Consider the following 25,851-nt stretch of genomic DNA (forward strand, 5'->3'; position numbering starts at 1 on the left):
AAATAAGCTGAATTTTGCGTATCGCTTTTTAGTCAGATGCCGCAGGAAAGGGCAACGCGGCCCCAAGGCGCAAGATCGCCCCCGTGGCAGCGTTGTAGTCTTCGCCGTCCACCACATGCGCCACGCCGTCGTGCAACACCCATCCATCATGCATCCGAAACGCAGCGCGCCCATTTTTGCGCCCGCGCAAAAGCACCAGCCGCGCCGCCCGGCCCCGGCGGGCAATCAGCGGCATGACTTCAAGACTGCCCAGATGGCGCGCCGCATGGGCCAACAGCTCGGGCAAGCGGTCGGCACGTTGGATAAACGTGACGTATCCTCTGGGCGCGGCGCGTTTAGCCGCGGCGCTGACCCAATCGGACAGCGGCGTGCCCTCTCCCAAGGCCACCTCGCGTCCAGCGTTCTGCGCCGGGGTGCTGGACGCGCGGTCAAAATAGGGCGGGTTGGCGATCACGTGGTTAAATTGCATTTGCCGCAATGCCTCGGGCATCTCGGCCAAGTCCCCGGTCAGCACATCAAACGCAATCGCGTTGTCTTGTGCATTGCGCCGGGCCAGATCGGCATAGTCGGGCTGCACTTCCAACCCGGTTATCTGCACTCCGGCAATCCGCCGCGCCAGACACAGCGACGCCACCCCGACACCGCAGCCCAGTTCCAGCACGGTGTCCCCCTGACGCGCCGGCACGCTGGCAGCCAACAACACCGGGTCCACCCCCGCGCGATACCCCCCGCGCGGCTGCCATATCTGCAACTGCCCGCCCAGAAAGGCATCGCGCGTCAGCGCAGCGCCCGACGCGTCGTCAGGGCCGTTCATACGCTTCGATCCCGTTGTCCGTGATCACAGTAACCGCAGCGTCATAATCGGAATCGGCCACCATCAGGCGTCTCGGGAACACCCCGATCGAACCTTCAAGGATGCTCATATTTACGTCCATTTCAAAGCAGTCTATACCCTCGCCCTGAAGCAGGGCGCGCGCAAAGGGGATGATCGTCGGGTCATTTGTGCTGATCAACTGTTTCATGGGGATGACATAAGGGCACCAACGGCGGTTTGTCGACAGGTGTGACAGGAGTGTGATGGGATTGGACCACGCCGTAACAAAGCCGCATGAACAACTGGCCGCGCATCTGGCCGGCGAGATGGAGGCGGTCAACGCCCTGATCCGGGACCGGATGGCCAGCCGCCACGCGCCACGCATCCCCGAGGTTACGGCCCATCTGGTGGACGCCGGGGGCAAGCGTCTGCGGCCGATGCTGACCTTGGCCAGCGCCGATCTGTGCGGCTATGACGGCGCATATCACGTGCATCTGGCCGCGACGGTTGAGTTTATCCACACCGCCACATTGCTGCATGACGATGTTGTGGACGAAAGCCAGCAGCGCCGCGGGCGCCCCACCGCCAACCTGTTGTGGGACAACAAATCCAGCGTGCTGGTGGGCGACTACCTATTTGCCCGCGCCTTTCAGTTGATGGTCGAGCCGGGCAATCTGCGCGTGTTGGACATCCTATCAAATGCCGCCGCCGTGATTGCCGAGGGCGAAGTTCTGCAACTGAGCGCCGCGCGGGATTTGAGAACCGACGAAGACATTTACCTGCAAGTGGTGCGCGGCAAAACCGCCGCCCTGTTTTCCGCCGCGACGCAGGTGGGCGGCGTGATCTCGGGCGCGCCGGAACCGCAGATCACGGCACTGTATGACTATGGCGATGCCCTTGGGATCGCATTTCAGATCGTTGACGATCTGCTGGATTATCAAGGCGACACCAAAGCCACGGGCAAGAACGTGGGCGATGATTTCCGCGAACGCAAGCTAACGCTACCGGTGATCAAGGCCATAGCACAGGCCAATGACGACGAGCGCGCATTCTGGAAGCGCACCATCGAAAAGGGCGATCAGCGCGAGGGCGATCTGGATCATGCCCTAACGCTGCTCAACGCGCATGGCGCGCTAGACGCCACCCGCCAAGAAGCCTTGGCGTGGACGGATAAGGCCAAAACCGCCATGCAGGCCCTACCTGACCATCCGGTGCGCCGGATGCTGATTGATCTAGCCGATTATGTTGTAGAGCGGATCAGTTAGCGGCGTTCAACCGGGTGACCACCACCCACCAGCCGGAATTGGCCTGCTTTAACCGCCCCGCCGCCGATGCGGCGGTTTCGGCATCGCCATAAAGGCCGAAGCATGTCCCGCCCGAGCCTGACATCCGCGCCAGCAAACAGCCCGGCGTCACCTTCAGCTTGTCAAACACTTGGGCGATCAGCGGGTGCGCCGCCATCGCTGGTGCCTCCAGATCGTTGCGCATCCCGGCCAGCCACTCGATGAACTGAGTGTCGCTGGCAAAGTCTGGCAAAACATCCGGCATCGGAGGATTATCACGCTTGGTCAGGTTGGCAAAGACCTCTTGCGTCATCACCGGCAAGCCGGGATTGACCAGCACAGCATGCAACGCGGGCAAGCCCGGCACAGGCGATATATCTTCGCCCACGCCGCGCATCCGCGCCGCGTGGGGCTGCATACAGGCTGGCACATCCGCCCCAAGGCGGGACAGTGCGGTGGTGTTGGGAAAAGGTTGGCCCGTTATATCATGTAGGCCGCGCAGCACCGCCGCCGCGTCGCTTGATCCACCACCAAGCCCGGCGGCATTGGGCAGACGTTTTTCAAGATGAATCGCCGCGCTGACCCCCATCAGGTCAGCGGCCTTCATCACAAGGTTCTGCCCATCAACCGGCACCCCTGCCGCCATCGGCCCATCGACCTTGAGCGCGGGTTCATCTGCCACTCGCACGCGCAAGCGGTCGCCGATGTCGGCAAACACCACAAGAGAATCCAATAGATGATAGCCGTCAGGCCGTTGCCCGGTCACATGCAGGGCCAGGTTTATCTTGGCCGGGGCAAACGCCTTAACGGGTGTCATCGGCAACCTTCAAAGGCGGCGCGCCCTCTTCTTCCAGCACCCGGTCAAGCCCGACTTCAAGCTTGCGGCGGATGCGATCGGGGTCAATATCGGGCGACGGGTTTTCCAGATCGACGAATGACAGCGCCCGTTTCCATTGAAAGCGCGCCTCGATCTGACGGCCCACAGCCCAAAGAACATCACCCAGATGATCATTGACCACGGGGTCCACCGGCATCAATTCGGCGGCGCGTTCCATGTGTTCAATCGCTTCGTCATAGCGTCCCAGCCGATACAGAACCCAGCCCAGACTGTCGACGATATAGCCACTGTTGGGCTGTGCGGCGACGGCCTGTTCGATCATCGACAGCGCCTCGTCCAGTTTAATCTGTTTTTCGACCAGAGAATAGCCAAGATAATTCAACACCTGCGGCTGGCCGGGGTTCAACTCCAGCGCCTTGCGGAAATCGGCCTCGGCCTGCGGCCATTGGCCCAGACGTTCATGACTGATCGCGCGGGCGTAATGCACAAACCACTGATCCGTCTCGCGTTCGGCATAGAGTTCCAACGCGCGGTCATAGGCGGATACGGCATTTTCAAAGTCTTCCACCTGCCGATACAGATCGGCCAGTGACACATGCACGGCGGGCAGATCGCCATGCGTTTGCGTCAACTGAACCAAAACTTCGATCGCCGCGTCGGTCTTGCCTGACCGGTGCAGGGTTTCGGCGCGCCCCATCTCGGCGGCATGGAATGACGGATCATCGCGCGGCACCTGCCTGTAGGTCTCGGCTGCCAGTTCCAGACGTTCAAGATCTTCCAGCAACTCGGCCGACATGATGATCGCATCCACAAACCCCGGGCGTAGATGTTCGGCCGCCCGTGAGTAAAGCAACGTGTATTCCCCACCCGTTTCCGAAATCAGCGCCTGCCCAAGCGAATAAAACACCTCGGCCAGCCCGTCGCGCACATTGCCGATCCGGGTAAACGGCACTTGGTCGCCGGTCTCCAGCCGAGCACGCAGACTGTCGATTTCGGGGTCCAAATCGCCACCGAATGTATCGTCGATCATGGCAATGGCGTCTTGGTTGCGACCAAGCTGACTCAGCACTTCGGCCCAGACCAGCGCGCCCCGGCGCGTGCGCTGCAGCGGGCCATCCTCCGCATCCGAGAAAATCGCCTCGGCGCCTTCGAAATCCCCGACCGAAGCCAATGCCAGCGCCTTGTGATAGAGCGCAAAGCCACGCAGCCCGCGTTGCTCGGCCACATCGTCAATCACGTCAAGGGCGGTGCTCATGTCCCCCTTGCCCAGATGGGCCCAAGCCTCTATCAGCCCATCCGCCAGCGGGCCCATGCCACGCTCGTCCTCGATCCGGGTCAGCAGCGCGTCGTAGTTATCCTTCGCGGCGGCTTCGACAAACAAAGCCATATGCGAAATCTGGCTGCGCAGGTCGTCGGCCTCCATCTTGCGGGCGATGGGAATGGCACGGTCGAATTGCCCAAGCGCCATGTAGGCGACAACGGCATTTTCAAGGATCACCGGGTTCGATGGGTCTTCGGTCAGGGCTTGGGTGAAATACCGCGCGGCGGCGGCAAAATCATATTCGTAGCGCGCTTGCCGGGCGGCCAGATAGGCCCCAACGGCTTCGTCCGCCTGCGCGGCGGGCGGCGGCGGTGCGACCTGAAACAGCGCGGCAAGGATCAGGGCGGAAAGGGATCTGACTGTCACGGGGGGCTGCCTTTGCTTATCACTTGCCCTGAACCTAGTATGACAACCGCCCCAAAGCAATGCGGGGCGGCCAATGGACCGCCCCGCGCGTCATTTTTCGCAGATCGTTTACATATTGGGGTAGTTCGGCCCGTCCCCGCCCTGCGGCGTGACCCAGTTGATGTTCTGGCTGGGGTCTTTGATGTCGCAGGTCTTGCAATGCACGCAGTTTTGGAAGTTGATCACGAATTTCGGGTCTTTTCCGTCTTCGCGCACAACCTCGTAGACACCTGCCGGGCAATAGCGTTGCGCAGGCTCGTCATATTTGGGCAAGTTTACATTGATCGGCACGCTGGCATCTTTGAGATGCAGATGCACGGGCTGGTTTTCTTCGTGGTTCGTCATCGAAAAGCTGACATTGGTCAGCCGGTCAAAGCTCAGCTTGCCGTCGGGCTTGGGATAGGCGATGTCCTTGTGCTTTTCGGCGGGTTCGGTCGCCTCGGCATCGGATTTGCCATGGCCCAGCGTGCCCAACAGCGAAAAGCCCATGGTGTTGGTCCACATGTCCATCCCGCCCAGCGCCAGTGACGCGCCAAGGCCGAACTTGGACCATAGCGGCTTGACGTTGCGCACCTTTTTCAGGTCTTTGCCAATCGCGCCCTCGCGCACCTCGGACTCGTAGGTCGACAACTCATCGCTGCCGCGGCCCGCCTCGATCGCTGCATGCGCGGCCTCGGCTGCGGCTTTGCCCGACAGCATGGCATTGTGATTGCCCTTGATGCGCGGCACGTTGACCATACCCACCGAACAGCCCAAGAGCGCCACACCGGGGGCCACCATCTTTGGCATCGACTGATACCCGCCTTCCGAGATTGCCCGCGCCCCATAGGCCACGCGCTTGCCGCCTTTCAGCAGGTCGGAGACCATCGGGTGATGCTTGAACCGCTGGAATTCCATGTAGGGGTACAAGTGCGGATTCTTGTAGTTCAGGTGCACCACGAACCCCACATAGACCTGATTGTTTTCAAGGTGATAGATGAACGACCCGCCCCCGGCATTCTTGCCAAGCGGCCAACCCATCGTATGGGTCACCTCGCCCTCGTTGTGCTTGTCGGGGTCGATCTCCCAGATCTCTTTCATGCCGAGGCCGAATTTTTGCGGCTCTTTCCCAGCGCTCAGGTCGTATTTGTTGATCACTTCCTTGGCCAGACTGCCGCGCACGCCTTCGGACAGGAAGACGTATTTGCCGTGCAGTTCCATGCCGGGCTCATACGAAGGGCCGGGGGTGCCATCGGGGTTCTTGCCAAATTCACCGGCCACCACGCCCTTGACCTCGCCAGTGTCGCCGTAAACCAGTTCGGAACAGGCCATGCCGGGGAAAATCTCAACGCCCAGCGCCTCGGCCTGCTCGGCCATCCAGCGACAAACATTGCCCATCGACACGATGTAATTGCCATGATTGTTCATCAGCGGCGGCATCGGCCAATTCGGCACGCGGATCTTGCCACCCTCGCCCAGCATGTAGAAATTGTCCTGACTCACTGGCGTGTTGAGCGGCGCGCCCTTGTCTTTCCAATCCGGGATCAGCGCATCCAATCCGCAGGGGTCCAAAACTGCCCCCGACAGGATATGCGCGCCAACCTCGCTGCCCTTTTCCAACACCACGACTTCACGGGCAGGATCCAGTTGTTTGAGGCGGATCGCAGCACTTAGGCCCGCGGGCCCCGCCCCCACGATCACCACATCATATTCCATCGCTTCGCGCGTCATGTCGGACATGTTGAGCATCCTTTCCCAAGGCGTGGCTATTCGGTCACAAAGTTGCGCACGTGGTTAGCCTGCCCGCGCCTTGAAGGTCAATTGAAACACGACGTTAAACTGGGGCGAAAGCGGCAATTTTCCACTTTCTGACGCTGGAGGGCGCGGTCTTATGCTTACCCTATTGCAATATCCGACCGGCTCGGGGCAATCTGACGCGGACCAGAAGACATCCTGACGGGACGGACCATAACCGGCCCCGCAACACTAGTGGACAAACGCAATGGACAAGATCCCGATGACCCGCAAGGGCCACGCGGCCCTTGAGGCAGAACTCAAACACCTCAAGTCCGAGGAACGCCCGGCCATCATCCGCGCCATTTCCGAGGCGCGTGAACATGGTGATCTTTCCGAAAACGCCGAATATCATTCGGCCAAGGAAAAGCAGTCGTTCATCGAAGGGCGGATCAAGGAACTGGAAGGCGTGATCAGCCTTGCCGATGTCATCGACCCGGCCAAAATGAACGGCTCGATCAAATTCGGGGCCACCGTCACTTTGGTGGACGAAGACACCGACGAGGAAAAAACCTATCAGATCGTGGGCGAATACGAGGCCGACATCGAACAGGGTCTGTTGAACATCAAATCGCCCATCGCCCGCGCCCTGATCGGCAAAGAAGAGGGCGACAGCGTCGAAGTGCGTACACCCGGTGGCGAACGCTCTTACGAAGTGCTAAAAGTTCAGTATATCTGATCAGTTCCGCACAGCATGCCCGAGCGCAAGGAAACACCCGCAACACCGTTGGGGATATATGACCGTTCCGGCAAAGATCGGATCACGGGAATAGAACTGACCGCACTGATCCTTTCGGCCCTTTGGCTGTTGGGCGCGGCCGTGTTTTTCGTTGTTCTGGAACCGGGCAGCGCCACCCCGGATACTGGCGGCGCATTGCGCTTTATCATGGTGATGCTGGCGGTGTTCATGCCGGTTGCGATGATCTGGGTCGCCGCCACCGCCGCGCGCGCATCCAAGGTCATGCGTGAAGAAAGCCAGCGCTTGCAGGCGGCCATCGACGCGATCCGCAAAACCTATGTCGCCGATAACCAAAACCGCAACACCACCAGCGAACCTTCGGTTGCGCGCAAACTGGATGAAATCGCCGCCGCCCAGCGCAAGGCCGAAACCGCCCTGGCGATGTTCACATCCACCCATGATGCCACACCGGCACTGGTGCCCTTGCGCCATCAGGCCGAGCCAACAGAAGACAGCGACTCGCAGGTGGCACTGCCGCTTGGCACCCCGGCCGAGGATTTGCGCCCGCCGCTGGAACGTGCCGACTTTATCCGCGCGATGAACTTTCCCGAAACCGCCGAAGATCGCGACGGCTTTGCCGCGCTGCGCAAGGCTCTCAAGGATCGTCAAAGCGCGCAGCTTATTCAGGCCGCGCAGGATGTGCTGACCCTGTTGTCGCATGACGGCATCTACATGGACGATCTGCGCCCCGATATGGCCCGTCCCGAATTGTGGCGCCGCTTTGCCGCGGGCGAACGCGGGCGCGCAATTGCCGCCCTTGGCGGCGTGCGCGATCGGTCATCGCTGGCCTTGTCTGCGGCCCGGATGAAACAAGACCCGATTTTTCGCGATGCGGCGCATCATTTCCTGCGCCTGTTCGACCGGATGTTTGCCCAATTCGCGGAAACGGCCAGTGATGCAGAAATCTCGGCCTTGTCCGACACCCGCACGGCCCGCGCTTTCATGTTGCTGGGCCGGGTTGCCGGAACGTTTGATTGACACCCATCCACGTTGCGGGAACGATTTCCATCATTGCCCAACCACGTTTTCCCGGCCATGATGCCCCCCTGAGGAGACAACTGACATGCGCAAGTTTCTGGTCGTACTGGATGACAGCCGCGAATGCTTGAACGCGATGCGTTTCGCCGCCATGCGCGCGGCGCACACCAAAGCGGGTGTTGAAATTCTCGCCGTGATCCCGCCGGAAGAGTTCAACCATTGGATCGGCGTTGGCGACCTCATGCGCGAAGAAACCCGTGAACGCATCGAGGCGCATTTCGAAGTGTTTGCAAAATGGATGCGCGACAAGCAGGGTATCGACCCCGAGCTGGTGATCCGCGAAGGCGAACCCGTTACCGAAATTATCGCCCAAGTACAGGACGATCCGGACATCGGCGTTCTGGTTCTGGGCGCGGGCACCAGCAAAAAAGGCCCCGGCCCATTGGTCACACAACTGTCCAAAAATTCGGGCAGCCTGCCGATCCCCATCACCATCGTGCCCGGCGATCTCAGCAAGGAACGGCTAGAAGCGATCACCTGATCCAGTGACCGCACTAGGCGCCTTAGATGGCGGCGTTCTGGCTTTCTTCCAGATAGATTTCGCGCAGCCGCTTGGCAACGGGGCCGGGTGTACCCGTGCCAACGCCCTGCCCGTCGATTTCCACCACCGGCATCACAAAGGCACTGGCCGAGGTGACAAACGCTTCGTCGGCGTCCTTCGCCTCGTCGACCGTGAAAAGACGTTCCTCGACGGTCATTTGCGCCTCGCGCGCGAAGCGCAGCACAGCCGCGCGGGTGATCCCGTGCAGGATGTCATTGCTCAGCTGCCGGGTGATGATCTTACCGTCTTTGACGATATAGGCGTTGTTGCTGGTGCCTTCGGTCACATGGCCCTCTTCGACCATCCACGCATCGTCACAGCCGGCCGCCTTGGCCATCATCTTGCCCATCGACGGATACAAAAGCTGCACCGTCTTGATATCGCGACGGCCCCAGCGTTGATCGTCTATACTGATGATTTTCAGACCTGTTTCGGCTTGCGGGCTGGTCGCCAGACCGGGTTTTGACTGGGTGAAAAGCACCAGTGTCGGCTCGGTCGTCTCGCGGTCGGGAAAGGCAAAATCGCGGTCACCATCGCTGCCGCGGGTGACTTGCAGATAAACCAGACCATCCTCGATCTGGTTGGCGCGCACCAACTCGCGGTGAATGTCCAACAAGTCGTCAAACACAGCCGGTTTCTTGATATCCAGCTCGTTCAAAGACCTTTCAAGCCGCGCCAGATGTCCCTCGAAATCAATGAGTTTGCCGCCCAGAACGCTGGTGACCTCATAGACCCCGTCGGCCATCAGAAAGGCCCGGTCAAAGATCGAAACCTTGGCTTCGGTTTCCGGCAGGTAGTCTCCGTTGACGTATACAGTGCGCATGGCGTTATCCCCATAGATCAGAGGACGGCGGATGAACCCCGACCTCGTCGAATGTCAAAGCGTTGTCGCGGTCTTCGGCCAATAAAAGCGGTCCGTCAAGGTCTGTCACCATCGCGCCTTGCGCCACCAGCACCGCCGGGGCCATCGCCAGCGAACTGCCGACCATGCAGCCGACCATTACATCATAACCTTGCTTTAGCGCCGCCTCACGCAGCGCCAGCGCTTCGGTCAGGCCGCCGGTTTTGTCCAGCTTGATATTGACCACATCGTATTTGCCCGCCAAAGTCGGCAGGCTTTGACGATCGTGGCAGGATTCGTCGGCACAGACCGGCAAAGGCCGTTCGATCCCGCGCAGTGCCTCGTCATCACCGGCTGGCAAAGGTTGCTCTACAAGGCTGACGCCCAGCCGCACCAAATGCGGCGCAAGGTCGGCATAGACATCAGCACTCCAGCCCTCGTTGGCATCCACGATGATCCGGGCCTTGGGCGCGCCTGCGCGTACCGCTTCGACACGCGGCATATCGTCGGGCGTGCCCAGCTTGATCTTCAACAGCGGACGATGCGCATTCAGCGCCGCCTGCTCACGCATCTTTTCAGGAGTATCCAGCGACAGGGTATAGGCGGTGATCTCGGGCCCCGGCTTGGGTAATCCAGCCAAGTCCCACACGCGTTTGCCGCTGCGCTTTGCCTCAAGGTCCCAAAGCGCGCAGTCCACAGCATTTCGGGCCGCACCGGCGGGCAGCAAGCCCTGCAATTCGGCGCGATCAAACCGGGCGGGCAAGTTTTCGATCTGCGCGGTCACACTGTCCAGCGTCTCGTCATACCGGGCATAAGGTACGCATTCGCCCCAGCCGGTGGCGCCACCATCGCTGATGCGCACCGTCAAAACCTGCGCTTCGCTGCGCGAGCCGCGGCTGATCGTAAACACCTGTGCCAGCCGGAACACATCGCGTGTCACTGAAATGTCCACATGCGCCCCCTTCATTGTTCCCAAAATACTCCCGCCGGAGGCATCCGACAGAAAGCACCAAGCGCGGCCGTCAGATCATAAGGCGGCCAGCGCGTCCACCAGTTTGGCCGCGCCAAAGCGGTAGGGGTCGGTGGCCGGCAGGCCCATGCGGTCTTCGACCTCGGCCAGATAGGCGCGGGCCTCACCCTCACTCATGTGCTGAGTATTGACCGAAACCCCAGCCACCACGCAAGCCGAGTTGGCGATGCGCGCCAACGGCAGGGCGGTGTCGCGCAGATCCTCCAGCGAAGGCAGGGTATAATCAGGCAGCCCACGCATGTGGGCGCGCGTCGGTTCATGGCACAAGATCAGCGCGTCGGGTTGTCCGCCATGGATCAGCGCCATGGTCACGCCCGAATACGACACATGGAACAGGCTGCCCTGCCCCTCGATCAAATCCCAATGATCCGGGTCGTTGTCCGGTGTCAGCCATTCCACCGATCCGGCCATGAAATCCGCAACCACCGCGTCCAGCGGCACGCCGTCGCCGGTGATCAGGATGCCGGTTTGGCCGGTGGCGCGGAATGTCGCCTTCATCCCGCGCTCTTGCATGTCGCGTTCCATCGCCATGGCCGTGTACATTTTCCCGACCGAGCAATCGGTGCCAACGGGCAGGCAGCGCTTGCCGCTGCGGGTCTTGCCATCGGCAATCGGATAGTCCACCTCGGGCACGCGCACGTCGTGCAGGGTGCGGCCCGTCGCTTCGGCCACGGCCACCAGATCGGGTTCATCGCGCAGCAGGTTATGCAGGCCCGCCGCCAGATCAAAGCCTTCCTCCAGCGCGGTGACCAATACCTTTTTCCATTCCTTGGAAATCACACCACCCCGGTTCGCAACGCCGATCACCAGTGTTTTGGCACCTGCGGCCTTGGCTTCGGCCAAGGTCATGTCGGCCAAGCCCAGATCAGCGCCACAGCCGTCCAGCCGCAACTGTCCTACGGCGTTGTCGGGCCGCCAGTCGCGAATGCCGATGGCGACCTTGGCCGCCAACATGTCGGGCGCATCACCCAGAAAAAGCAAATATGGGGTTTCAATCATTGCGGCACCTCTTGGGGGATTCGTATTCTCGCGCAGTGTCCTACGAACATGGCGCGAGATCATATTTGATTTTGTCAAACCCGCCCCAATCAGCGCAAGATTATTCGAGCTTTATTCCATTTTAACGAATAATTTTCCGCGCTCCTGGGCAGCGTGTCGGCAGTTCTGCCATAACGCGGGGCAATACCACCCTGAAAAGCGGGTTGCGGGGTGATATGCAATTATATACCGATCACGCGATAAATCGTGCAACTTTTGAAAAGAGGCCCGCCCATGAGTTTCCGACTACAACCCCCTGCCCCCGCACGCCCGAACCGCTGCCAGTTGTTTGGCCCCGGCTCCAACGCCAAGCTGTTTGAAAAAATGGCGGCCAGTGCTGCGGATGTCATCAATATCGACCTCGAAGATTCGGTGGCCCCGACCGACAAGGATCTTGCCCGCACACAGACGATCGAGGCGATCAACACCGTCGACTGGGGCAAGAAATACCTTTCTGTGCGCATCAACGGTCTGGATTCGCCGTTCTGGTATCGCGATGTGGTCGATCTGCTGGAACAAACCGGGGACCGGCTGGATCAGATCATGATTCCCAAGGTGGGCTGCGCCGGGGATATCTACGCGGTTGACGCGCTTGTGACCTCAATCGAGGCGGCCAAAGGCCGGACCAAGCCGATCAGTTTCGAGGTGATCATCGAATCCGCCGCCGGTATCGCCCATGTCGAAGAAATCGCCGCAGCCAGCCCGCGTTTGCAGGCCATGAGCCTTGGGGCGGCTGATTTCGCAGCCTCGATGGGCATGGCCACCACCGGCATCGGCGGCACGCAGGAAAATTATTACATGCTGCGCGAGGGCGAAAAATACTGGTCCGACCCGTGGCATTGGGCGCAAACTGCCATCGTTGCCGCCTGCCGCACGCATGGCCTGTTGCCCGTCGATGGGCCGTTTGGTGATTTTTCTGATGAGGAAGGCTTCCGCGCGCAGGCGCGCCGTTCGGCCACCTTGGGCATGGTCGGCAAATGGGCCATTCACCCCAAGCAGATCGCACTGTCCAATGAAATCTTCACCCCATCCGCCGAAGCCGTGCAAGAAGCCCGCGAAATCCTGCAAGCCATGGATGACGCCAAGGCGCGCGGCGAAGGCGCAACCACCTACAAGGGCAGGTTGGTTGATATCGCGTCAATCAAGCAGGCGGAAGTGATCGTCAAACAGGCCGAGATGATCGACGCCATGTAAGGCGGACCACGCTGAAAATACAAAACCCCGGCAAGCACCGCGCCTGCCGGGGTTTTCTTTTGCAGTCTTGAAAGACCGGATTAGGTGGCGTTCGGCAAAATCACGATTTCCACACGACGATTGCGGGCTTTACCCGCTTCGGTCAGGTTGTCGGCGACGGGCTGGTTTTCGCCCCGTCCAAATGTCTGCATCCGACCACGCGACACGCCGCCTTCCATAAGCACATCGGCGACGGCGTTGGCGCGGCGCTCGGACAGGCGCTGGTTATACGTAGCGGCACCGGTGTTATCGGTGTGACCAACGACCTGAACGGTCGAGTCGGGATAGCTGCGCAAGTTGCTGGCCACGCTCAAAAGATCGCCGCGCAAACCGGGCTGCACGGTTGAACTGTCGACGTCGAACAGGATGTCTTGCGGAAGGGTCACGATCAGCCGGTCGCCGGTGTTCGTGATGCGCACGCGGTCATCGTCCAACTGCTGGCGCAGTTCGGCCTCTTGCTTGTCCAGAACATTGCCATAAACCGCACCACCGGCCGCGCCCAATGCGCCGCCGATCGCAGCACCTTTGGCCTTGTCATCGCTGACGATTGCCCCAAGACCAGCCCCAAGCACACCGCCCAATAGGGCACCTTGCTTGGTCTTCTGGTTTGGATCCTGTGCCGAAACCATACCGGGATCGGTACAGGCAGTGGCTGTCAATAGGGATGCCCCGGCCAGAAGTAGAATAGAATGTTTCGCTCGGATCATATTGCGTGCCTCTTTTTTGCATGTCCCTCCAATCCAAGAGGGTTATGCATACGTTATTCAATAACATGAGTGCGCCCAAGACAAAATGACGGGGAAATCGGCAGCATTCCGCCCATAATGCCGTTTCTGACTGGCGCCATTCAGGCCTCGGCCCGGGCGCTTTCCCATGCCAGAATCGCCCGTTTGACCGGCAGCCCCCAGTGATATCCACCAAGTCCACCGGATTTGCGCAGCGCCCTGTGGCACGGGATCAGAAAACTGACCGGATTACGCCCCACAGCCGTCCCCACGGCGCGCACGGCGTTGGGATTTCCAACCGCACGGGCGATATCGGAATAGGTCGTGACGTGGCCCGAGGGCACGCGCAACAAAGCCTCCCAGACCTTGATCTGAAAGGGTGCGCCGATCATGTGCAGCGCCGCCTGCCCTTGCCCGCCAAAGGCCGCGCTGACCCATGCGGCGATGGCATCTGGCGCATCGCGAAACTGCGCCTCGGGCCAGCGGTTGGTCATGTCCCGCCATGCTTCATCACGCCCGCATTCCTCGACAAAGGCCAAACCGCACAGGCCCTTGCCCGTGCCCATGGCCAGAACCTCGCCAAAGGGGCTTTCGAACCAGCCATAGCAGATTTCAAGGCCCGCCCCACGCCGGGCATATGCGCCGGGGCTCATGGCGTCCCAGCGCAGAAACAAATCATGCAACCGGCCTGTGCCAGACAAGCCCACGGCATCTGCCGCCTCAAGCATGGTATGCCGCTGCGTCAACAGCGCCTTGGCGTGATCCAATGTCAGATATTGCTGATACCGTTTGGGCGACACCCCGACCCATGCCGAGAAAAGGCGCTGAAAATGCGCCGGGCTCATTTGCATGTCGCGGGCCAGATCCTCAAGCGTCAGGGGGGCGTCCGACGCGTCGATCAGATCAAGCGCGCGGCGCATGACATGGTAATGGTAGCTTTGCTGGGGCGTATCGGGCATGGCATTTCCTTGGGCTGCACGGTTATTCTACGACCGGCAAGACGATCGCGCGACCCGAATGTTGCGCATTGCGCCCGTTCGGGGCATATGGGCGGACATGGCCAAGCAACTTGACTATCATACGATACGCGAAATTTTCTTGCGGTTTCAGGCGGCTGATCCCGAACCCAAGGGCGAATTGGATCACGTCAACGCCTATACGCTGGTTGTGGCGGTCGCCCTGTCGGCGCAGGCTACAGATGCGGGCGTAAACCGCGCCACGCGAGACCTGTTTAAAGTGGCGGACACCCCGCAAAAAATGCTGGATTTGGGCGAAGAGGGCCTGATCGAGCATATCAAGACAATCGGCCTGTATCGCAACAAGGCCAAGAACGTGATCAAGCTATCAAAAATTCTGGTCGAAGACTATGACGGTATCGTGCCCAATTCCCGCGCCGCACTGCAATCGCTGCCAGGTGTCGGACGCAAAACCGCGAATGTGGTTTTGAACATGTGGTGGCACTATCCCGCTCAGGCGGTCGATACCCACATTTTCCGCGTCGGCAACCGCACCGGCATCTGCCCCGGCAAAAACGTCGATGCCGTCGAGCGCGCCATCGAAGACAATATTCCCGTCGATTTCCAGCAACACGCGCATCACTGGCTGATCTTGCATGGCCGCTACCACTGCAAGGCGCGCAAGCCGATGTGCCCCACCTGTATAATCCGTGACCTGTGCCAATTCGAGGACAAGACCCAATGACCAAATATCAGGCCGTCGGCATCGGCAATGCCGTTGTTGATGTCATCAGCCAAGCCGATGATCACTTTCTGACCCGCATGGGAATTGAAAAGGGCGTTATGCAACTGGTCGAGCAGGAGCGCGGCGCGTTCTTGTTCGAGCAGATGGAAAACCGCACGCAGATGCCCGGTGGCTCGGTCGCCAATACGATTGCCGGGTTGGGGGCCTTGGGCCTGAACACAGGGTTCATTGGCCGCGTGCATGATGACGAACTCGGGCACTATTACGCGAACGCCATGACGCGTGAGGGCATTGATTTCGTCAACGCCCCGGTCGCCAATGGTGAATTGCCCACCTCGCGCTCGATGATCTTCGTGTCACCCGATGGCGAACGCTCGATGAATACCTATCTTGGCATCTCGTCCGAACTGGGCCCCGATGACGTGGACGACGACGTGGCCGGCGCTGCCGCGCTTTTGTTTCTTGAAGGCTACCTTTTCGACAAACCCAAGGGCAAGGCGGCGTTCCAAGCTGCCGCGCGCGCCTGCCGGGCCGGGGGAGGCAAAGCCGGAATAACGCTGTCCGATCCTTTCTGTGTAGACCGCCACCGCGAGGATTTCCGCAAGTTGCTGGGGGAATTGGATTTCGTGATTGGCAATGAGCATGAATGGAAATCCCTGTTCGAAACAGATGATCTGGGCGCAGCGCTTGAACAAGCGGCCAGCGAAAGCGGCCTTATCGTCTGCACGCGCTCGGGCCATGACGTGGTGATCACCGAGGGCGACGAAAGCGTCAGCGTTCCGGTTGACCCGATCAGCCCGCTTGACACGACCGGGGCCGGGGATCAGTTTGCCGCCGGGTTCCTGTTCGGGCTGGCCACCGGCAAATCGCTGAAGGTCTCCGGGCGCATGGGCTGCATCGCCGCCGCCGAGGTCATCACCCATTACGGCGCCCGCCCCGAAGCGGATGTGAAGGCAATGTTCGTGGCCGAGGGGTTGATTTGAATTTTTGACTGCATGCCTGTGGCATCTGTCGGATTTGGGTATTTTTACCAAGAAAAAACCAAAAGGTGCGCCCCATCCGCAATCTAGGGACATAGGGCGCACCGGGAAAATATGCCTTGCCCGGTGGCGTCGTTCGGACCTGTGCCGATGCAAACCAACCAAAGCGCGGCGGCTTTTCCTTGGGCGGTCATCGGCTCCCCAGCCTGTACCGCACGATCACTCTAGTCAGAGGATGGTTAACAAAGCGTAAGCCGCTTTTTCTTGGTGGAAATACCCCGGGGGAGGCGTTGAAAATCGCCGATTTTCAACGTCGGGGGCAGCGCCCCCAATCACTGGTGTTTCACCCGATCACTCGCCCAGCTTGGCGTGAACCTCATCCAGATCAATCTCACCGATCGGCATCTTGTTGGACGGATCGTCAAAGTCATATTTGAACAGATCGAAATCGCGGTGGTAGATTTCTTTCATCAGATGCATCGACAAATCGTCGAAATAATCTTCGACAGGATGCGCGCGCTTGGGGCCGTGCCCTTCGGATTCATTGAAGCGCGGAATGCTGGCCAAATCCACCGGGTTCGGGGGATTTGTGGCCTCCAACACCTCTTTCATGCCGTCGTTGAACTGTTCGGTCCAGAAAATATTGTCATAGGTGCCGCCATTGACGATGAACGTTGAAACATGCCCCGACATGGCAGACCAATGAATGTCAGGCTCCATCGGGCGGCGCCAACGAATGGTATCGCGGGTGAACAACAAAAAGCGGCGGAAACTTTGAATTTGGTCAAAGTCCTGTTTTCCATCATCACCGCCAACTTCGATGCCGTATTTCTGGATCAAAAGCGGCACCAACTTGCCGCGATACCGTTTGCCGTTGCGCTGAATTCCGCAAATTTTGTCGAAAAAGCTGGACAGGATACGCGTGTAGGGATTGCGCACACAGGTGAACGCATAGGACGTGTGGGTTTTGACATTCGCCTTGATCAGCGATTGGCTTTCATCGCGGGCCCATTTGTGCAAACCGTCCGTGGCGTCGTGAATATCGCCATCGAAAAATGTGCCGTGATCTGAATAATACATGATCTGGCCAATGGTCGAACACGCGCATTTCGGCACGACCCTGTAGACCATGCTTTCGCTTTCGGTCATCCACGTTCCGGGAAATCCCATGCCCGCCACCTCTATCTGTTTGCCGCGTTGTCCGGGCTAATGGTTACTAACCTGCTAAAAAAACCAAAGAAAGCCTGTTTATTCAACTGGTGTTCATGTCTATCACTGTAATTAGTGTTGGCAACCTGCAGTGTATTGTTTCCCAAATGGCGAAAATCGCGTTCATATTGCTATGTCACAAAGACCCGGACGCGATCATCGGGCAGGCAAACATGCTGACTGCCGCGGGCGATTGCATGTCGATTCACTTCGATGCGCGCGCAAAGCCCGAGCATTATCAAAAAATCCGCAAGGCGCTGGCAGAAAACCCCAATGTGACATTCGCCCGAAAACGCATCAAATGCGGATGGGGCGAATGGTCTTTGGTGCAGGCCACGCTTTATGCGGTTGAAGCCGCTGTTGAGGCGTTTCCGCGGGCCACGCATTTCTACATGTTGTCCGGCGATTGCGCGGCGATCAAATCGGCGGCCTACGCGCATGAATTTCTTGATGCCAACGATGTCGATTTCATCGAAAGCTTTGACTATTTCGAAAGCGACTGGATCAAAACCGGCATGAAGGAAGAGCGGCTGATCTACCGCCATTTCTTTAACGAACGCACACAATCCAAGCGTTTTTATGCCAGCTTTTCACTTCAGAAACGGTTGGGGCTGACGCGCGACATCCCTGCGGATATCCAGATTCAAATCGGCAGCCAGTGGTGGTGCCTGCGCCGCCGCACGATCGAGTGGATTCTGCAGTTCACCCGCAAACGGCGCGACGTCATGCGGTTTTTCCGCACAACCTGGATTCCCGATGAGACATTTTTCCAAACCCTCGTGCGCCATGTCGTGCCGGAAAACGAAATTCGCACCCGCACGCTGACTTTTTTGATGTTCACCGATTACGGGATGCCCGTGACGTTCTACAATGATCATTATGATCTGTTACTCAGTCAGGATTTCCTGTTCGCCCGCAAGATCAGCCCCGAGGCCAAGCAACTCAAGAAGCGGCTTGGCGCGCTTTACGCCGATGACACCGCCGAGTTCAAAATCTCGAACGAAGGGCGCAGCCTGTTCAAGTTTCTGACCGGTCGGGGCCGGATCGGCCGCCGGTTTGCCAGCCGGTTCTGGGAAACCGAAAGCACCCTTGGCCGTGACCGGGAATTGATGATCGTGGTCTGCAAGAAGTGGCATGTCGCCAAGCGCCTATTGGAAAAGGTCCGCCATGTGGTGAACCTGCCGGCGATCGAATATCTGTTCAGCGAAGAAGATACCCAGCTACCCGATCTCGGCGGGATTCAAGCCACCCTTGGCAAACGCACACGGCACCGGCGCGCCTTGATGCGTATGTTGTTCGATTATTACGACACCGATCGTCTGTTGGTGTGCATCGACCCGGCCAGCTTGGATTTGCTGCACGATTTCGCCGGCGACCGATCAACCACCAAGATCATGGAAATCCAATGCCAGTTTTCCGACGACTACCTGATCGGCCACGCCATGCGCGTGGGGCTTGCAGGTGAACAAACCCCGCCTGAGACATTGGAACGCTTGCTGCCCACAATCCGTGGCGACATAAATTTCGAAAGCGACCGTATTCGCGATGCCGAGTTTGAAAACCATTTGATCCTGCGCGAGGGCGACAGCATCGAACAACATGCCAATATTTTGGCCCGCTTTCTTGATATCCCTCCGGAAAATGCACAAGACGTGGCGCAAACCGATCATCTTTTCGCCGACTGAGGAGCGACCCGCATGACCTATGCCTATGACGATCAAAACATCTTTGCCAAAATTCTGCGTGCTGAAATCCCCAATGATACCGTTCTGGAAACCGAACACAGCCTTGCCTTCAACGATATTCAACCGCAGGCGCCGGTGCATGTTCTGGTGATCCCCAAAGGGCCTTATGTCTGCTACGATCACTTCGCGCAAACGGCCAGCGATGCCGAGATCGCCGATTACACCCGCGCCATTGGCGAGGTGTGCAAGCTCAAAGGCTTGGACCAAGACGGCTTTCGCCTGATCTCGAACGCGGGCGACCACGGCGTTCAGGAGGTGCCGCACTTACATGTGCATATTCTGGCAGGGCGTCCCTTGGGGCGGATGCTGCAAAAGGCCTAAAGTCAACGCTGACGCCCGCATCTTTGCCGACACGGGCGCTGCGCGGATAGACCGGGGCGGCTTTGTTACCACCCCGGTTGCTGGTTAGGCTTAATCGTCGGTCGGGGCCTCTGGCAGCGTGCCCGTCGCACGGGCCGCTTCGATCTCATCCTCGCTCAGGGCGCCGTCAGCGTTGGTATCGATGATTGAAAAGATATCAGCGCCCAAGTCGGGATACATGGTCTGGAATTCCGACATTGAGACCAACCCATCATCGTTTGCATCCATGGTTTCAGCCATGGCAAAACCCGGCGCGACCAAAGCAGCGGCAAGCGTGGCGGCGGTGATTTTCTTGAACATTGCAAACATCCTTTTCCGGTTCGTGTTGGCGAGGGTCGTTGCACCCTCTGGAGCCGAAATTGTGACCTGCAGCGGCTGATGTCTTTTGTTTTGGCGATCGGCGCAAAAACATGCAAAAACTGGCTGAAACCAGTCCTTGGAACCGGCGTAGGATTGCCACCTTGCGACAGGCTGGACCCTGTTGGCGGCAGGCCGCTCTATTAGATGCGCATTTTAGGCAAAGACCCGCGCCAAAAAGCAGGGCATAGGCCGTGGCACAAATCCGCCCTGCTCCGAATGACCGAGTCAGATAAGCCCAGCGACAGGTTTGATCATGCCGGTTTCCATCCCCTGCCAATTGGTGATCGGCGCGTTCATAAAGCGGCGGGTTGCAGGGTGATCGGCCTCCAACACCCCCAAACGCACCAACAACGCCGCAATCGTGCATTCCGCCGCACGGGTGCCGCCATCTTCGATTTTCAGGGCAATTCCCAGTTTACGGCCCGGAATGATCGCCACAAAAAAAGGCCTCGGCCCCGGTTTTAAGCGCGACAGGTTCGGTGCAGGCGCGCATCAATTCGGTGCAAGCGCGCGTTTCGCCCGCAACCAAGGCAGGGTGTGCGACCATGGCCTGCCACAGCCTGACTGCGGCGGTTTCACGTGCGTTTCGTCCGTCTTGCGCATTTGCAAACCATGCCATCGCACGGCCCATACCGTGCAATGTCGTCGCGAAATTCGGCGCCGAGCATCCATCAATGCCATAGCAAGGGCTGTCCTCACCCGTGACATTCTCAAAGGCCTCAAGACAAGCTTTTTGCATTGGATGGTCTGGCGCCACATATTCCGGTCCCCACCCCATGTGCTGTGTCAGGGTCAAAAACCCGGCATGTTTGCCAGAACAATTGTTATGCACCTGACAGGGCGTCTCATCAGCGCAGATCATCGCATGACGCGTGTCATTATCTTTGGGCAAATGCGCGCCACATCTAAAATCATCATCTGAAAGCCCAAGGTCGTTCAGCCATGCCCGCACCCGGTCGGTATGGATCGCAGCCCCATTGTGCGACGCGCAGGCCAATGCCAGATGCTCATCCGTTAGCCCTCTGGCCTTGGCCGCTCCGCTTTCCACCAAGGGCAACGCCTGAATCATCTTGGCCGAACTACGCGGCAAAACCGTGGCGCCCGGATTGCCCCAAGCCTCAACAACATTGCCAGACGCATCACAAATCACCGCGTGCCCGCGATGCACGCTTTCAGCCATAGGCCCGCGCCATATTTCAGTCAGAGGAACGGCATCAGTCATTATGGCCTCCGATCGGCGGACCTATGCGGTTTTCCGCCAATTGCATCTTTCATGTGTCGCCTTTTTCAGGCTATTATTAGTATGTCGAGTATGAGATGGCCGCGCAAAACACAACTCCCCAGAACGGAGGTGCGCGGCCGACAGGATTGAGGCTACGGACAGCTGGAGGCTGGACACATGGTATCATGGATTGCACGCGGATTTTCGGGCGCCTTTCTGGCATTGGCCGCCACAGGGCTTTGGGCACAAGAAGAAAGCACAAATCAGGTTGCTGCTGAAACAGCTTGGAGTGTGTTCGAAGACAAAGACCCTCGCGAATGCTGGGCCGTGTCATCACCGACCGAAACGGTGAACATGAAAGACGGACGTGTCGTTGCGGTCCGACGCGGCGATATCCTTTTGATGACATTTTTCCGTCCCGGCGCGGACGTCCAGGGCCAAGTGGCGTTTACTGGTGGTTACCCGTTTGCGAGCGGTTCAACCGTGAATGTCAACATAGACGGAACTGAATTCGAACTGTTCACCGAAGGCGAATGGGCTTGGCCTGCCAACGCGTCGGACGATGCCAAGATCATCGCGGCAATGAAACGTGGCGCAGATGCGGTTTTGCAGGCCCGGTCTTCGCGCGGCACCACCACCAAGGACACGTTCTCTTTGCTGGGGTACACCGCCGCGCTGGAAGAAGCGGAAAAACGCTGTCAGTGATGCGGCTTTCTTCTGTTCGAAAATATCCCGGGGAGTTTGAGGGGCAGCGCCCCTCATCCCGCTAACCTGACTGCGCTTGCGCAGGCCTTTTGATACCAGAACTTATTCGCGCGGGGCCGCGGCACGGCGCAACCTGTCATTGATGGCCGCACCCAGACCATGATCGGGAATGGGCGAAACGGCGATGCCTTTGGCACCCAAGGCATCCAAGGCGTGCAAATGATGAAACAGATTGGCCGCCGCTTCGCGCAGATCACCTGAGGCCGACAGATTCAAATCGCATTCGACCGCGCCGAAGCCCAGCAAAACCTCGCCCTCCTGCGCCTTGTGCGCCTGCAGCCGCACATATGCGCCCGGCGCATAATGCGAGGCCAATTGCCCCGGTGCGGATAATGGCGCGCTTGCCCCGCGCCGTGCAACCGGCCCGCCAAGCGCGGCCTCGATCGCCTCGACCGGCAAACCACCCGGACGCAGCAGAACCGGGCCATCCGTCAGACCAAGAATGGTGGATTCAACGCCAACCTCGCAGGCCCCTCCATCCAGAACAGCCGCGATTCGGCCCTCCAGCCCCGCCGTCACATGCGCCGCCGTGGTTGGGCTGATCCGCCCAGACGGATTGGCCGAGGGCGCGGCGACCGGTCCCGCGAAGGTGCCTAGCAAATCCTGCGCCACCGGATGGGCCGGCACGCGAATGGCCAGCGTCGGCAACTCGGCGGTCACCAAAGGCGACAGGCCCGCATCCGCACGCAGCGGCAAGACCAGCGTCAATGGCCCGGGCCAGAAGGCGCGCGCCAGCCGGTTGGCCGCGTCGGACCAGTCCACATAACGTTGCGCGGTTTCGATACTATCGACATGCACGATCAACGGGTTGAAGCGCGGCCGGCCCTTGGCCTCGAAAATACCGGCCACGGCCATGTCGTTGCGCGCATCCCCGCCAAGCCCGTAGACCGTCTCGGTTGGGAAGGCCACCAGCCCGCCCTCGCGCAAAATCTGCGCGGCCTCGGCATAGCCTTGGGAATTGGCGGAAAGATGTCTTGTGTTTTGCGGCATATCTGGCTCTGACGCGGCGTTGCGGTTGCTGGTCGGTGATCTTCGGCTAGTCTCTGGTCGAAACAAACGCATATAGTGGGCGCGGCGCGATGCCAAGCACCGCCCCAGCGACAGATCAGGAGCAGCCCCATGCCATACCGTGCCCCCGTGGACGACTATCAGTTCATTTTCGATCATGTTGTCGATCTCGATCAGGTTTCGCAGACCGACCGCTTTTCCGAAGCGACGCCGGATTTGACCAACGCCATCCTGACCGAAGCCGCGCGGATGTGCGAGGATGTGCTGCATCCGCTGCAAAGGGTCGGGGATCAAAACCCCGCCTATCTGGAAAACGGGGTTGTGCGCACGCCGCCGGGGTTTGCCGACGGGTACAAGGCCATCGCGACCGGTGGCTGGGTGTCGATCAGCGCCGCCCCCGCGCATGGTGGCATGGGCCTGCCGATGGCCCTGACCACGGCGGTCAACGACATGATCAGCAGCGCCTGCCTGTCCATTCAGCTTAACCCTTTGATGACCCAAGGCCAGATCGAAGCGCTGGAGCATCACGCCAGCGACGCCATCAAAGATGTGTATCTGCCCAAGCTGGTCAGCGGCGAATGGTGCGGCACCATGAACCTGACCGAGGCGCAGGCCGGGTCCGACGTGGGTGCCCTGCGCACCAAGGCCGACCCCAATGGTGATGGCACCTATGCGATAACCGGGCAGAAAATCTATATCAGCTGGGGTGACAACGATTTTACTGAAAATGTTTGCCACCTTGTGCTGGCCCGCCTGCCCGATGGTCCGGCTGGCACCAAAGGCATCAGCCTGTTTCTGGTGCCGAAATACATCCCCGATGACACTGGCCAGCCCGGCCAAGCCAACAGCCTGTCGGTGGTCAGCCTTGAGCATAAGATGGGCCTGCACGGCAGCCCGACCTGCGTCATGCAATATGACGGGGCCACCGGCTGGCTGATAGGAAAAGAACATGACGGGATGCGCGCCATGTTCACGATGATGAACAACGCCCGGCTTGGCGTTGGCGGGCAAGGCATTGGCGTGGCCGAAGGTGCCTATCAGCATGCCTTAGCCTATGCGCTGGATCGCATACAGGGGCGCACGCCTATCGACGGCGGCACCGGGGCGATTGTCGATCATGCAGATGTGCGCCGCATGCTGATGACGATGAAGGCCGACGCATTTGCCGCACGGGCCATTGCGCTTGCCTGCGCGGTGGCGATTGATATGGAAACCGCCACTGGCACAGCCGAATGGGCCGCCCGCGCCGCCTTTCTGACACCGATTGCCAAGGCGTTTGGCACCGACACCGGCATCGCGGTGGCCGACATGGGCGTTCAGGTGCATGGCGGCATGGGCTATATCGAAGAAACCGGCGCGGCCCAGTATCTGCGCGATGTGCGGGTCTCGGCGATTTACGAAGGCACCAACGGCATTCAGGCGATGGACCTTGTCGCGCGCAAATTGTCGGATGGGGGCGAGGCCGCCCATGCCCTGATCGACGAGATCGAGGCCCAAGCCGAAGCGGCCCGCAGCACATTGCCCGATCTGGCTGAACCTGTCTGGCAGGCGTCGGAAACCCTGCGCGAAGGGCTGGACTGGATGTTGGCGCGGTCCGATCTCAACCAACGCTTTGCCGGGGCCGTGCCGTTTCTACGCGCCTTTGCGCGGGTCTTGGGGGCGCATTACCATCTGGCGGCGGCGCTGGCCGAAGGCGGCACCGGGCCGCGCAGCGCCTTGGCGCGGTTCTATTTGGCCCGCCTGTTGCCCGAGCATGAAGGGCTTTTGGCCCATGCCACCGCCGGGACGGACGGTCTTTATGCGCTATCGCCCGAGGACTTGTCGGCATGACACACGCAATCACCGACATCGGCGGGAAACTGCGCTATCCTTGGGCCGAACCGCCGGACCACGGCACCGCGACCGAGGTCGCGCCGGGTGTTCTTTGGATACGCCTGCCGCTGCCGATGGCGTTGGACCATGTCAACATCTACGCTTTGGATGACGGCGACAGTTGGACCATTGTCGATACCGGCATTCATTCAAAACGGTCGGTCGCGTTATGGGAAGAGATACTGACCGGGCCTTTGCAAGGCCGGCCCGTGGGCCGCGTGATCCTGACCCACCATCACCCCGATCACATCGGCATGGCCGGTTGGTTGATGCAGCGTTTTGACGCCGAATTGGTCACCACACGCACGGCATGGCTGTTGGCCCGGATGCTGATCCTTGATGTCGAAGAGCGCCCGACCAAGCAGGCCTTGGCCTATTGGCGCAGTGCTGGCATGGACCCCGAAATTTACGAGGCGCGCAAAACATCGCGCCCCTATAACTTTGCCGACACCTCCTATCCAATTCCCGTTGGCTATACCCGTGTTCAACAAGGCGACACCTTGGTCGCAGGCGGCAGAACATGGGACGTGCATATCGGCAATGGACATGCCCCCGAACACCTGACCTTGTGGAGCCGCGATGACACTCTGGTCATTGCCGGGGATCAGATCATTGCCTCGATCAGCCCCAATTTGGGCGTCTATCCCACCGAGCCTGACGCCGATCCGGTGGCCGACTGGCTGGAAGCCTGCGGGCGGCTGGCCGGGCTGGCAAATGACGATCATCTGGTTTTGTCGGGCCACAAACTGCCCTTCCAAGGCCTGCCGTTGCGGATGCGCCAATTGATCGAGAATCACCACAGCGCGCTTGATCGTTTGCGTGACCATCTGGCCACCCCCAAAACGGCTGCGGACTGCTTTGCACCGCTCTTCAAACGAAAAATTGATGAAGGAACCTACGGTCTCGCGCTGGTCGAAGCGGTCGCGCATCTAAATCATCTGTGGCACGCGGGTCAGGTGTCTCGGACCCGCAGGGACGATGGGGCGTGGCTTTGGCAGTTGAAGCATTAA

Annotated in this window: 25 protein-coding genes and 1 pseudogene; 12 read left to right on the forward strand and 14 right to left on the reverse strand. The window is 59.7% G+C overall.

Translation table 11 applies throughout. The features are described from left to right. Positions 1 to 28: 28 nt before the first annotated feature. Together HAT86_RS03720 and HAT86_RS03725 are read right to left on the reverse strand one after the other, a co-directional pair. Entirely contained in the window at positions 29 to 814 is a 786-nt protein-coding gene (locus HAT86_RS03720; RefSeq protein ID WP_167193544.1) for a tRNA1(Val) (adenine(37)-N6)-methyltransferase, read from the reverse strand. After that, positions 801 to 1,022, reverse strand: a complete 222-nt coding sequence (locus HAT86_RS03725) for a putative signal transducing protein (protein ID WP_167193546.1) — start codon at positions 1,020 to 1,022, stop codon at positions 801 to 803. The genes HAT86_RS03720 and HAT86_RS03725 overlap by 14 nt, the downstream gene beginning before the upstream one ends. A 55-nt stretch (positions 1,023 to 1,077) precedes the next feature. Between HAT86_RS03725 and HAT86_RS03730 the strand changes: the two genes are divergently transcribed. Then, complete coding sequence (locus HAT86_RS03730) at positions 1,078 to 2,079, forward strand: polyprenyl synthetase family protein (protein WP_167193548.1); 1,002 nt, start codon at positions 1,078 to 1,080, stop codon at positions 2,077 to 2,079. On the opposite strand, the gene HAT86_RS03735 is transcribed toward HAT86_RS03730, so the two are convergent. The 3 genes from HAT86_RS03735 to HAT86_RS03745 form a co-directional block, all read right to left on the reverse strand. Beyond that, entirely contained in the window at positions 2,072 to 2,914 is an 843-nt protein-coding gene (locus HAT86_RS03735; protein WP_167193550.1) for a 4-(cytidine 5'-diphospho)-2-C-methyl-D-erythritol kinase, read from the reverse strand. The genes HAT86_RS03730 and HAT86_RS03735 overlap by 8 nt on opposite strands. After that, complete coding sequence (locus HAT86_RS03740) at positions 2,901 to 4,622, reverse strand: tetratricopeptide repeat protein (RefSeq protein ID WP_167193553.1); 1,722 nt, start codon at positions 4,620 to 4,622, stop codon at positions 2,901 to 2,903. The genes HAT86_RS03735 and HAT86_RS03740 overlap by 14 nt, the downstream gene beginning before the upstream one ends. Before the next feature lie 108 nt (positions 4,623 to 4,730). Continuing rightward, positions 4,731 to 6,380 (reverse strand): electron transfer flavoprotein-ubiquinone oxidoreductase, encoded by a 1,650-nt coding sequence (locus HAT86_RS03745; RefSeq protein WP_167193555.1) that lies wholly within the window; start codon positions 6,378 to 6,380, stop codon positions 4,731 to 4,733. A 262-nt stretch (positions 6,381 to 6,642) separates the two neighbouring features. Here HAT86_RS03745 and greA point away from each other — a divergent pair, with 262 nt between their 5' ends. From greA to HAT86_RS03760, 3 genes are all read left to right on the forward strand, one after another. Continuing rightward, entirely contained in the window at positions 6,643 to 7,113 is a 471-nt protein-coding gene (gene greA, locus HAT86_RS03750; protein ID WP_167193558.1) for a transcription elongation factor GreA, read from the forward strand. Between the two features lie 15 nt (positions 7,114 to 7,128). Beyond that, positions 7,129 to 8,151 (forward strand): hypothetical protein, encoded by a 1,023-nt coding sequence (locus tag HAT86_RS03755; RefSeq protein ID WP_167193560.1) that lies wholly within the window; start codon positions 7,129 to 7,131, stop codon positions 8,149 to 8,151. A gap of 85 nt (positions 8,152 to 8,236) precedes the next feature. Then, positions 8,237 to 8,692: a universal stress protein gene (locus tag HAT86_RS03760; RefSeq protein WP_167193562.1), complete on the forward strand. Its 456-nt coding sequence runs from the start codon at positions 8,237 to 8,239 to the stop codon at positions 8,690 to 8,692. A gap of 22 nt (positions 8,693 to 8,714) precedes the next feature. Here HAT86_RS03760 and HAT86_RS03765 read toward each other — a convergent pair whose 3' ends face one another. The 3 genes from HAT86_RS03765 to dgcN all read right to left on the reverse strand — a co-directional run bounded on the left by HAT86_RS03765 (position 8,715) and on the right by dgcN (position 11,622). Continuing rightward, positions 8,715 to 9,575: a D-amino-acid transaminase gene (locus HAT86_RS03765; protein WP_167193564.1), complete on the reverse strand. Its 861-nt coding sequence runs from the start codon at positions 9,573 to 9,575 to the stop codon at positions 8,715 to 8,717. A 4-nt stretch (positions 9,576 to 9,579) separates the two neighbouring features. Beyond that, complete coding sequence (gene dgcA / locus HAT86_RS03770; RefSeq protein ID WP_167193566.1) at positions 9,580 to 10,545, reverse strand: N-acetyl-D-Glu racemase DgcA; 966 nt, start codon at positions 10,543 to 10,545, stop codon at positions 9,580 to 9,582. A 75-nt stretch (positions 10,546 to 10,620) separates the two neighbouring features. Then, positions 10,621 to 11,622, reverse strand: a complete 1,002-nt coding sequence (gene dgcN, locus HAT86_RS03775) for an N-acetyltransferase DgcN (protein WP_167193568.1) — start codon at positions 11,620 to 11,622, stop codon at positions 10,621 to 10,623. A 273-nt stretch (positions 11,623 to 11,895) separates the two neighbouring features. Between dgcN and HAT86_RS03780 the strand changes: the two genes are divergently transcribed. Further along, a complete protein-coding gene (locus HAT86_RS03780) occupies positions 11,896 to 12,855 on the forward strand; it encodes an L-malyl-CoA/beta-methylmalyl-CoA lyase (protein ID WP_167193570.1) in 960 nt (319 codons plus the stop codon). A gap of 80 nt (positions 12,856 to 12,935) precedes the next feature. On the opposite strand, the gene HAT86_RS03785 is transcribed toward HAT86_RS03780, so the two are convergent. Together HAT86_RS03785 and HAT86_RS03790 are read right to left on the reverse strand one after the other, a co-directional pair. Beyond that, positions 12,936 to 13,601: an OmpA family protein gene (locus tag HAT86_RS03785; protein ID WP_167193572.1), complete on the reverse strand. Its 666-nt coding sequence runs from the start codon at positions 13,599 to 13,601 to the stop codon at positions 12,936 to 12,938. Positions 13,602 to 13,741: 140 nt separating this feature from the next. Next, the gene (locus HAT86_RS03790; RefSeq protein ID WP_167193574.1) at positions 13,742 to 14,578 is read right to left on the reverse strand and encodes a methylated-DNA--[protein]-cysteine S-methyltransferase; all 837 of its coding nucleotides are present in this window, start codon (positions 14,576 to 14,578) and stop codon (positions 13,742 to 13,744) included. 97 nt (positions 14,579 to 14,675) lie between these two features. Here HAT86_RS03790 and nth point away from each other — a divergent pair, with 97 nt between their 5' ends. Both nth and HAT86_RS03800 read left to right on the forward strand, forming a co-directional pair. Next, entirely contained in the window at positions 14,676 to 15,320 is a 645-nt protein-coding gene (gene nth, locus HAT86_RS03795; RefSeq protein WP_167193576.1) for an endonuclease III, read from the forward strand. Continuing rightward, positions 15,317 to 16,303, forward strand: coding sequence for an adenosine kinase (locus tag HAT86_RS03800; RefSeq protein WP_167193578.1), 987 nt, complete (start codon positions 15,317 to 15,319; stop codon positions 16,301 to 16,303). Before nth ends, HAT86_RS03800 begins: the two co-directional genes overlap by 4 nt. Before the next feature lie 348 nt (positions 16,304 to 16,651). Here the strand turns inward: HAT86_RS03800 and HAT86_RS03805 are convergent, their stop codons facing one another. Next, a complete protein-coding gene (locus tag HAT86_RS03805) occupies positions 16,652 to 17,470 on the reverse strand; it encodes a sulfotransferase family protein (RefSeq protein ID WP_167193580.1) in 819 nt (272 codons plus the stop codon). A 146-nt stretch (positions 17,471 to 17,616) separates the two neighbouring features. Here HAT86_RS03805 and HAT86_RS03810 point away from each other — a divergent pair, with 146 nt between their 5' ends. Then, positions 17,617 to 19,194 carry a DUF5928 domain-containing protein gene (locus HAT86_RS03810; protein WP_167193582.1) on the forward strand — a complete coding sequence of 526 codons (1,578 nt, stop codon included), beginning with the start codon at positions 17,617 to 17,619 and terminating at the stop codon, positions 19,192 to 19,194. Between the two features lie 12 nt (positions 19,195 to 19,206). Next, positions 19,207 to 19,575: a histidine triad nucleotide-binding protein gene (locus tag HAT86_RS03815; protein ID WP_167193584.1), complete on the forward strand. Its 369-nt coding sequence runs from the start codon at positions 19,207 to 19,209 to the stop codon at positions 19,573 to 19,575. A 90-nt stretch (positions 19,576 to 19,665) separates the two neighbouring features. Here the strand turns inward: HAT86_RS03815 and HAT86_RS03820 are convergent, their stop codons facing one another. Continuing rightward, on the reverse strand, positions 19,666 to 19,914 hold the full coding sequence (locus HAT86_RS03820; RefSeq protein ID WP_167193586.1) for an EF-hand domain-containing protein: 249 nt from the start codon (positions 19,912 to 19,914) through the stop codon (positions 19,666 to 19,668). A 285-nt stretch (positions 19,915 to 20,199) separates the two neighbouring features. Then, a pseudogene (locus HAT86_RS03825) lies at positions 20,200 to 21,196 on the reverse strand (asparaginase). Positions 21,197 to 21,373: 177 nt separating this feature from the next. Here HAT86_RS03825 and HAT86_RS03830 point away from each other — a divergent pair. Then, complete coding sequence (locus tag HAT86_RS03830) at positions 21,374 to 21,901, forward strand: invasion associated locus B family protein (protein WP_196780501.1); 528 nt, start codon at positions 21,374 to 21,376, stop codon at positions 21,899 to 21,901. Positions 21,902 to 22,003: 102 nt separating this feature from the next. On the opposite strand, the gene HAT86_RS03835 is transcribed toward HAT86_RS03830, so the two are convergent. Further along, positions 22,004 to 22,951, reverse strand: coding sequence for an L-threonylcarbamoyladenylate synthase (locus tag HAT86_RS03835; protein ID WP_167193588.1), 948 nt, complete (start codon positions 22,949 to 22,951; stop codon positions 22,004 to 22,006). A 129-nt stretch (positions 22,952 to 23,080) separates the two neighbouring features. On the opposite strand from HAT86_RS03835, the gene HAT86_RS03840 reads away from it, so the two are divergent. Together HAT86_RS03840 and HAT86_RS03845 are read left to right on the forward strand one after the other, a co-directional pair. After that, a complete protein-coding gene (locus tag HAT86_RS03840; RefSeq protein WP_167193590.1) occupies positions 23,081 to 24,799 on the forward strand; it encodes an acyl-CoA dehydrogenase in 1,719 nt (572 codons plus the stop codon). Next, positions 24,796 to 25,851, forward strand: a complete 1,056-nt coding sequence (locus HAT86_RS03845; protein WP_167193592.1) for an MBL fold metallo-hydrolase — start codon at positions 24,796 to 24,798, stop codon at positions 25,849 to 25,851. The genes HAT86_RS03840 and HAT86_RS03845 overlap by 4 nt, the downstream gene beginning before the upstream one ends.

The sequence above is a fragment of the Roseovarius gahaiensis genome (assembly GCF_011601345.1).
GTDB lineage: Bacteria > Pseudomonadota > Alphaproteobacteria > Rhodobacterales > Rhodobacteraceae > Roseovarius > Roseovarius gahaiensis.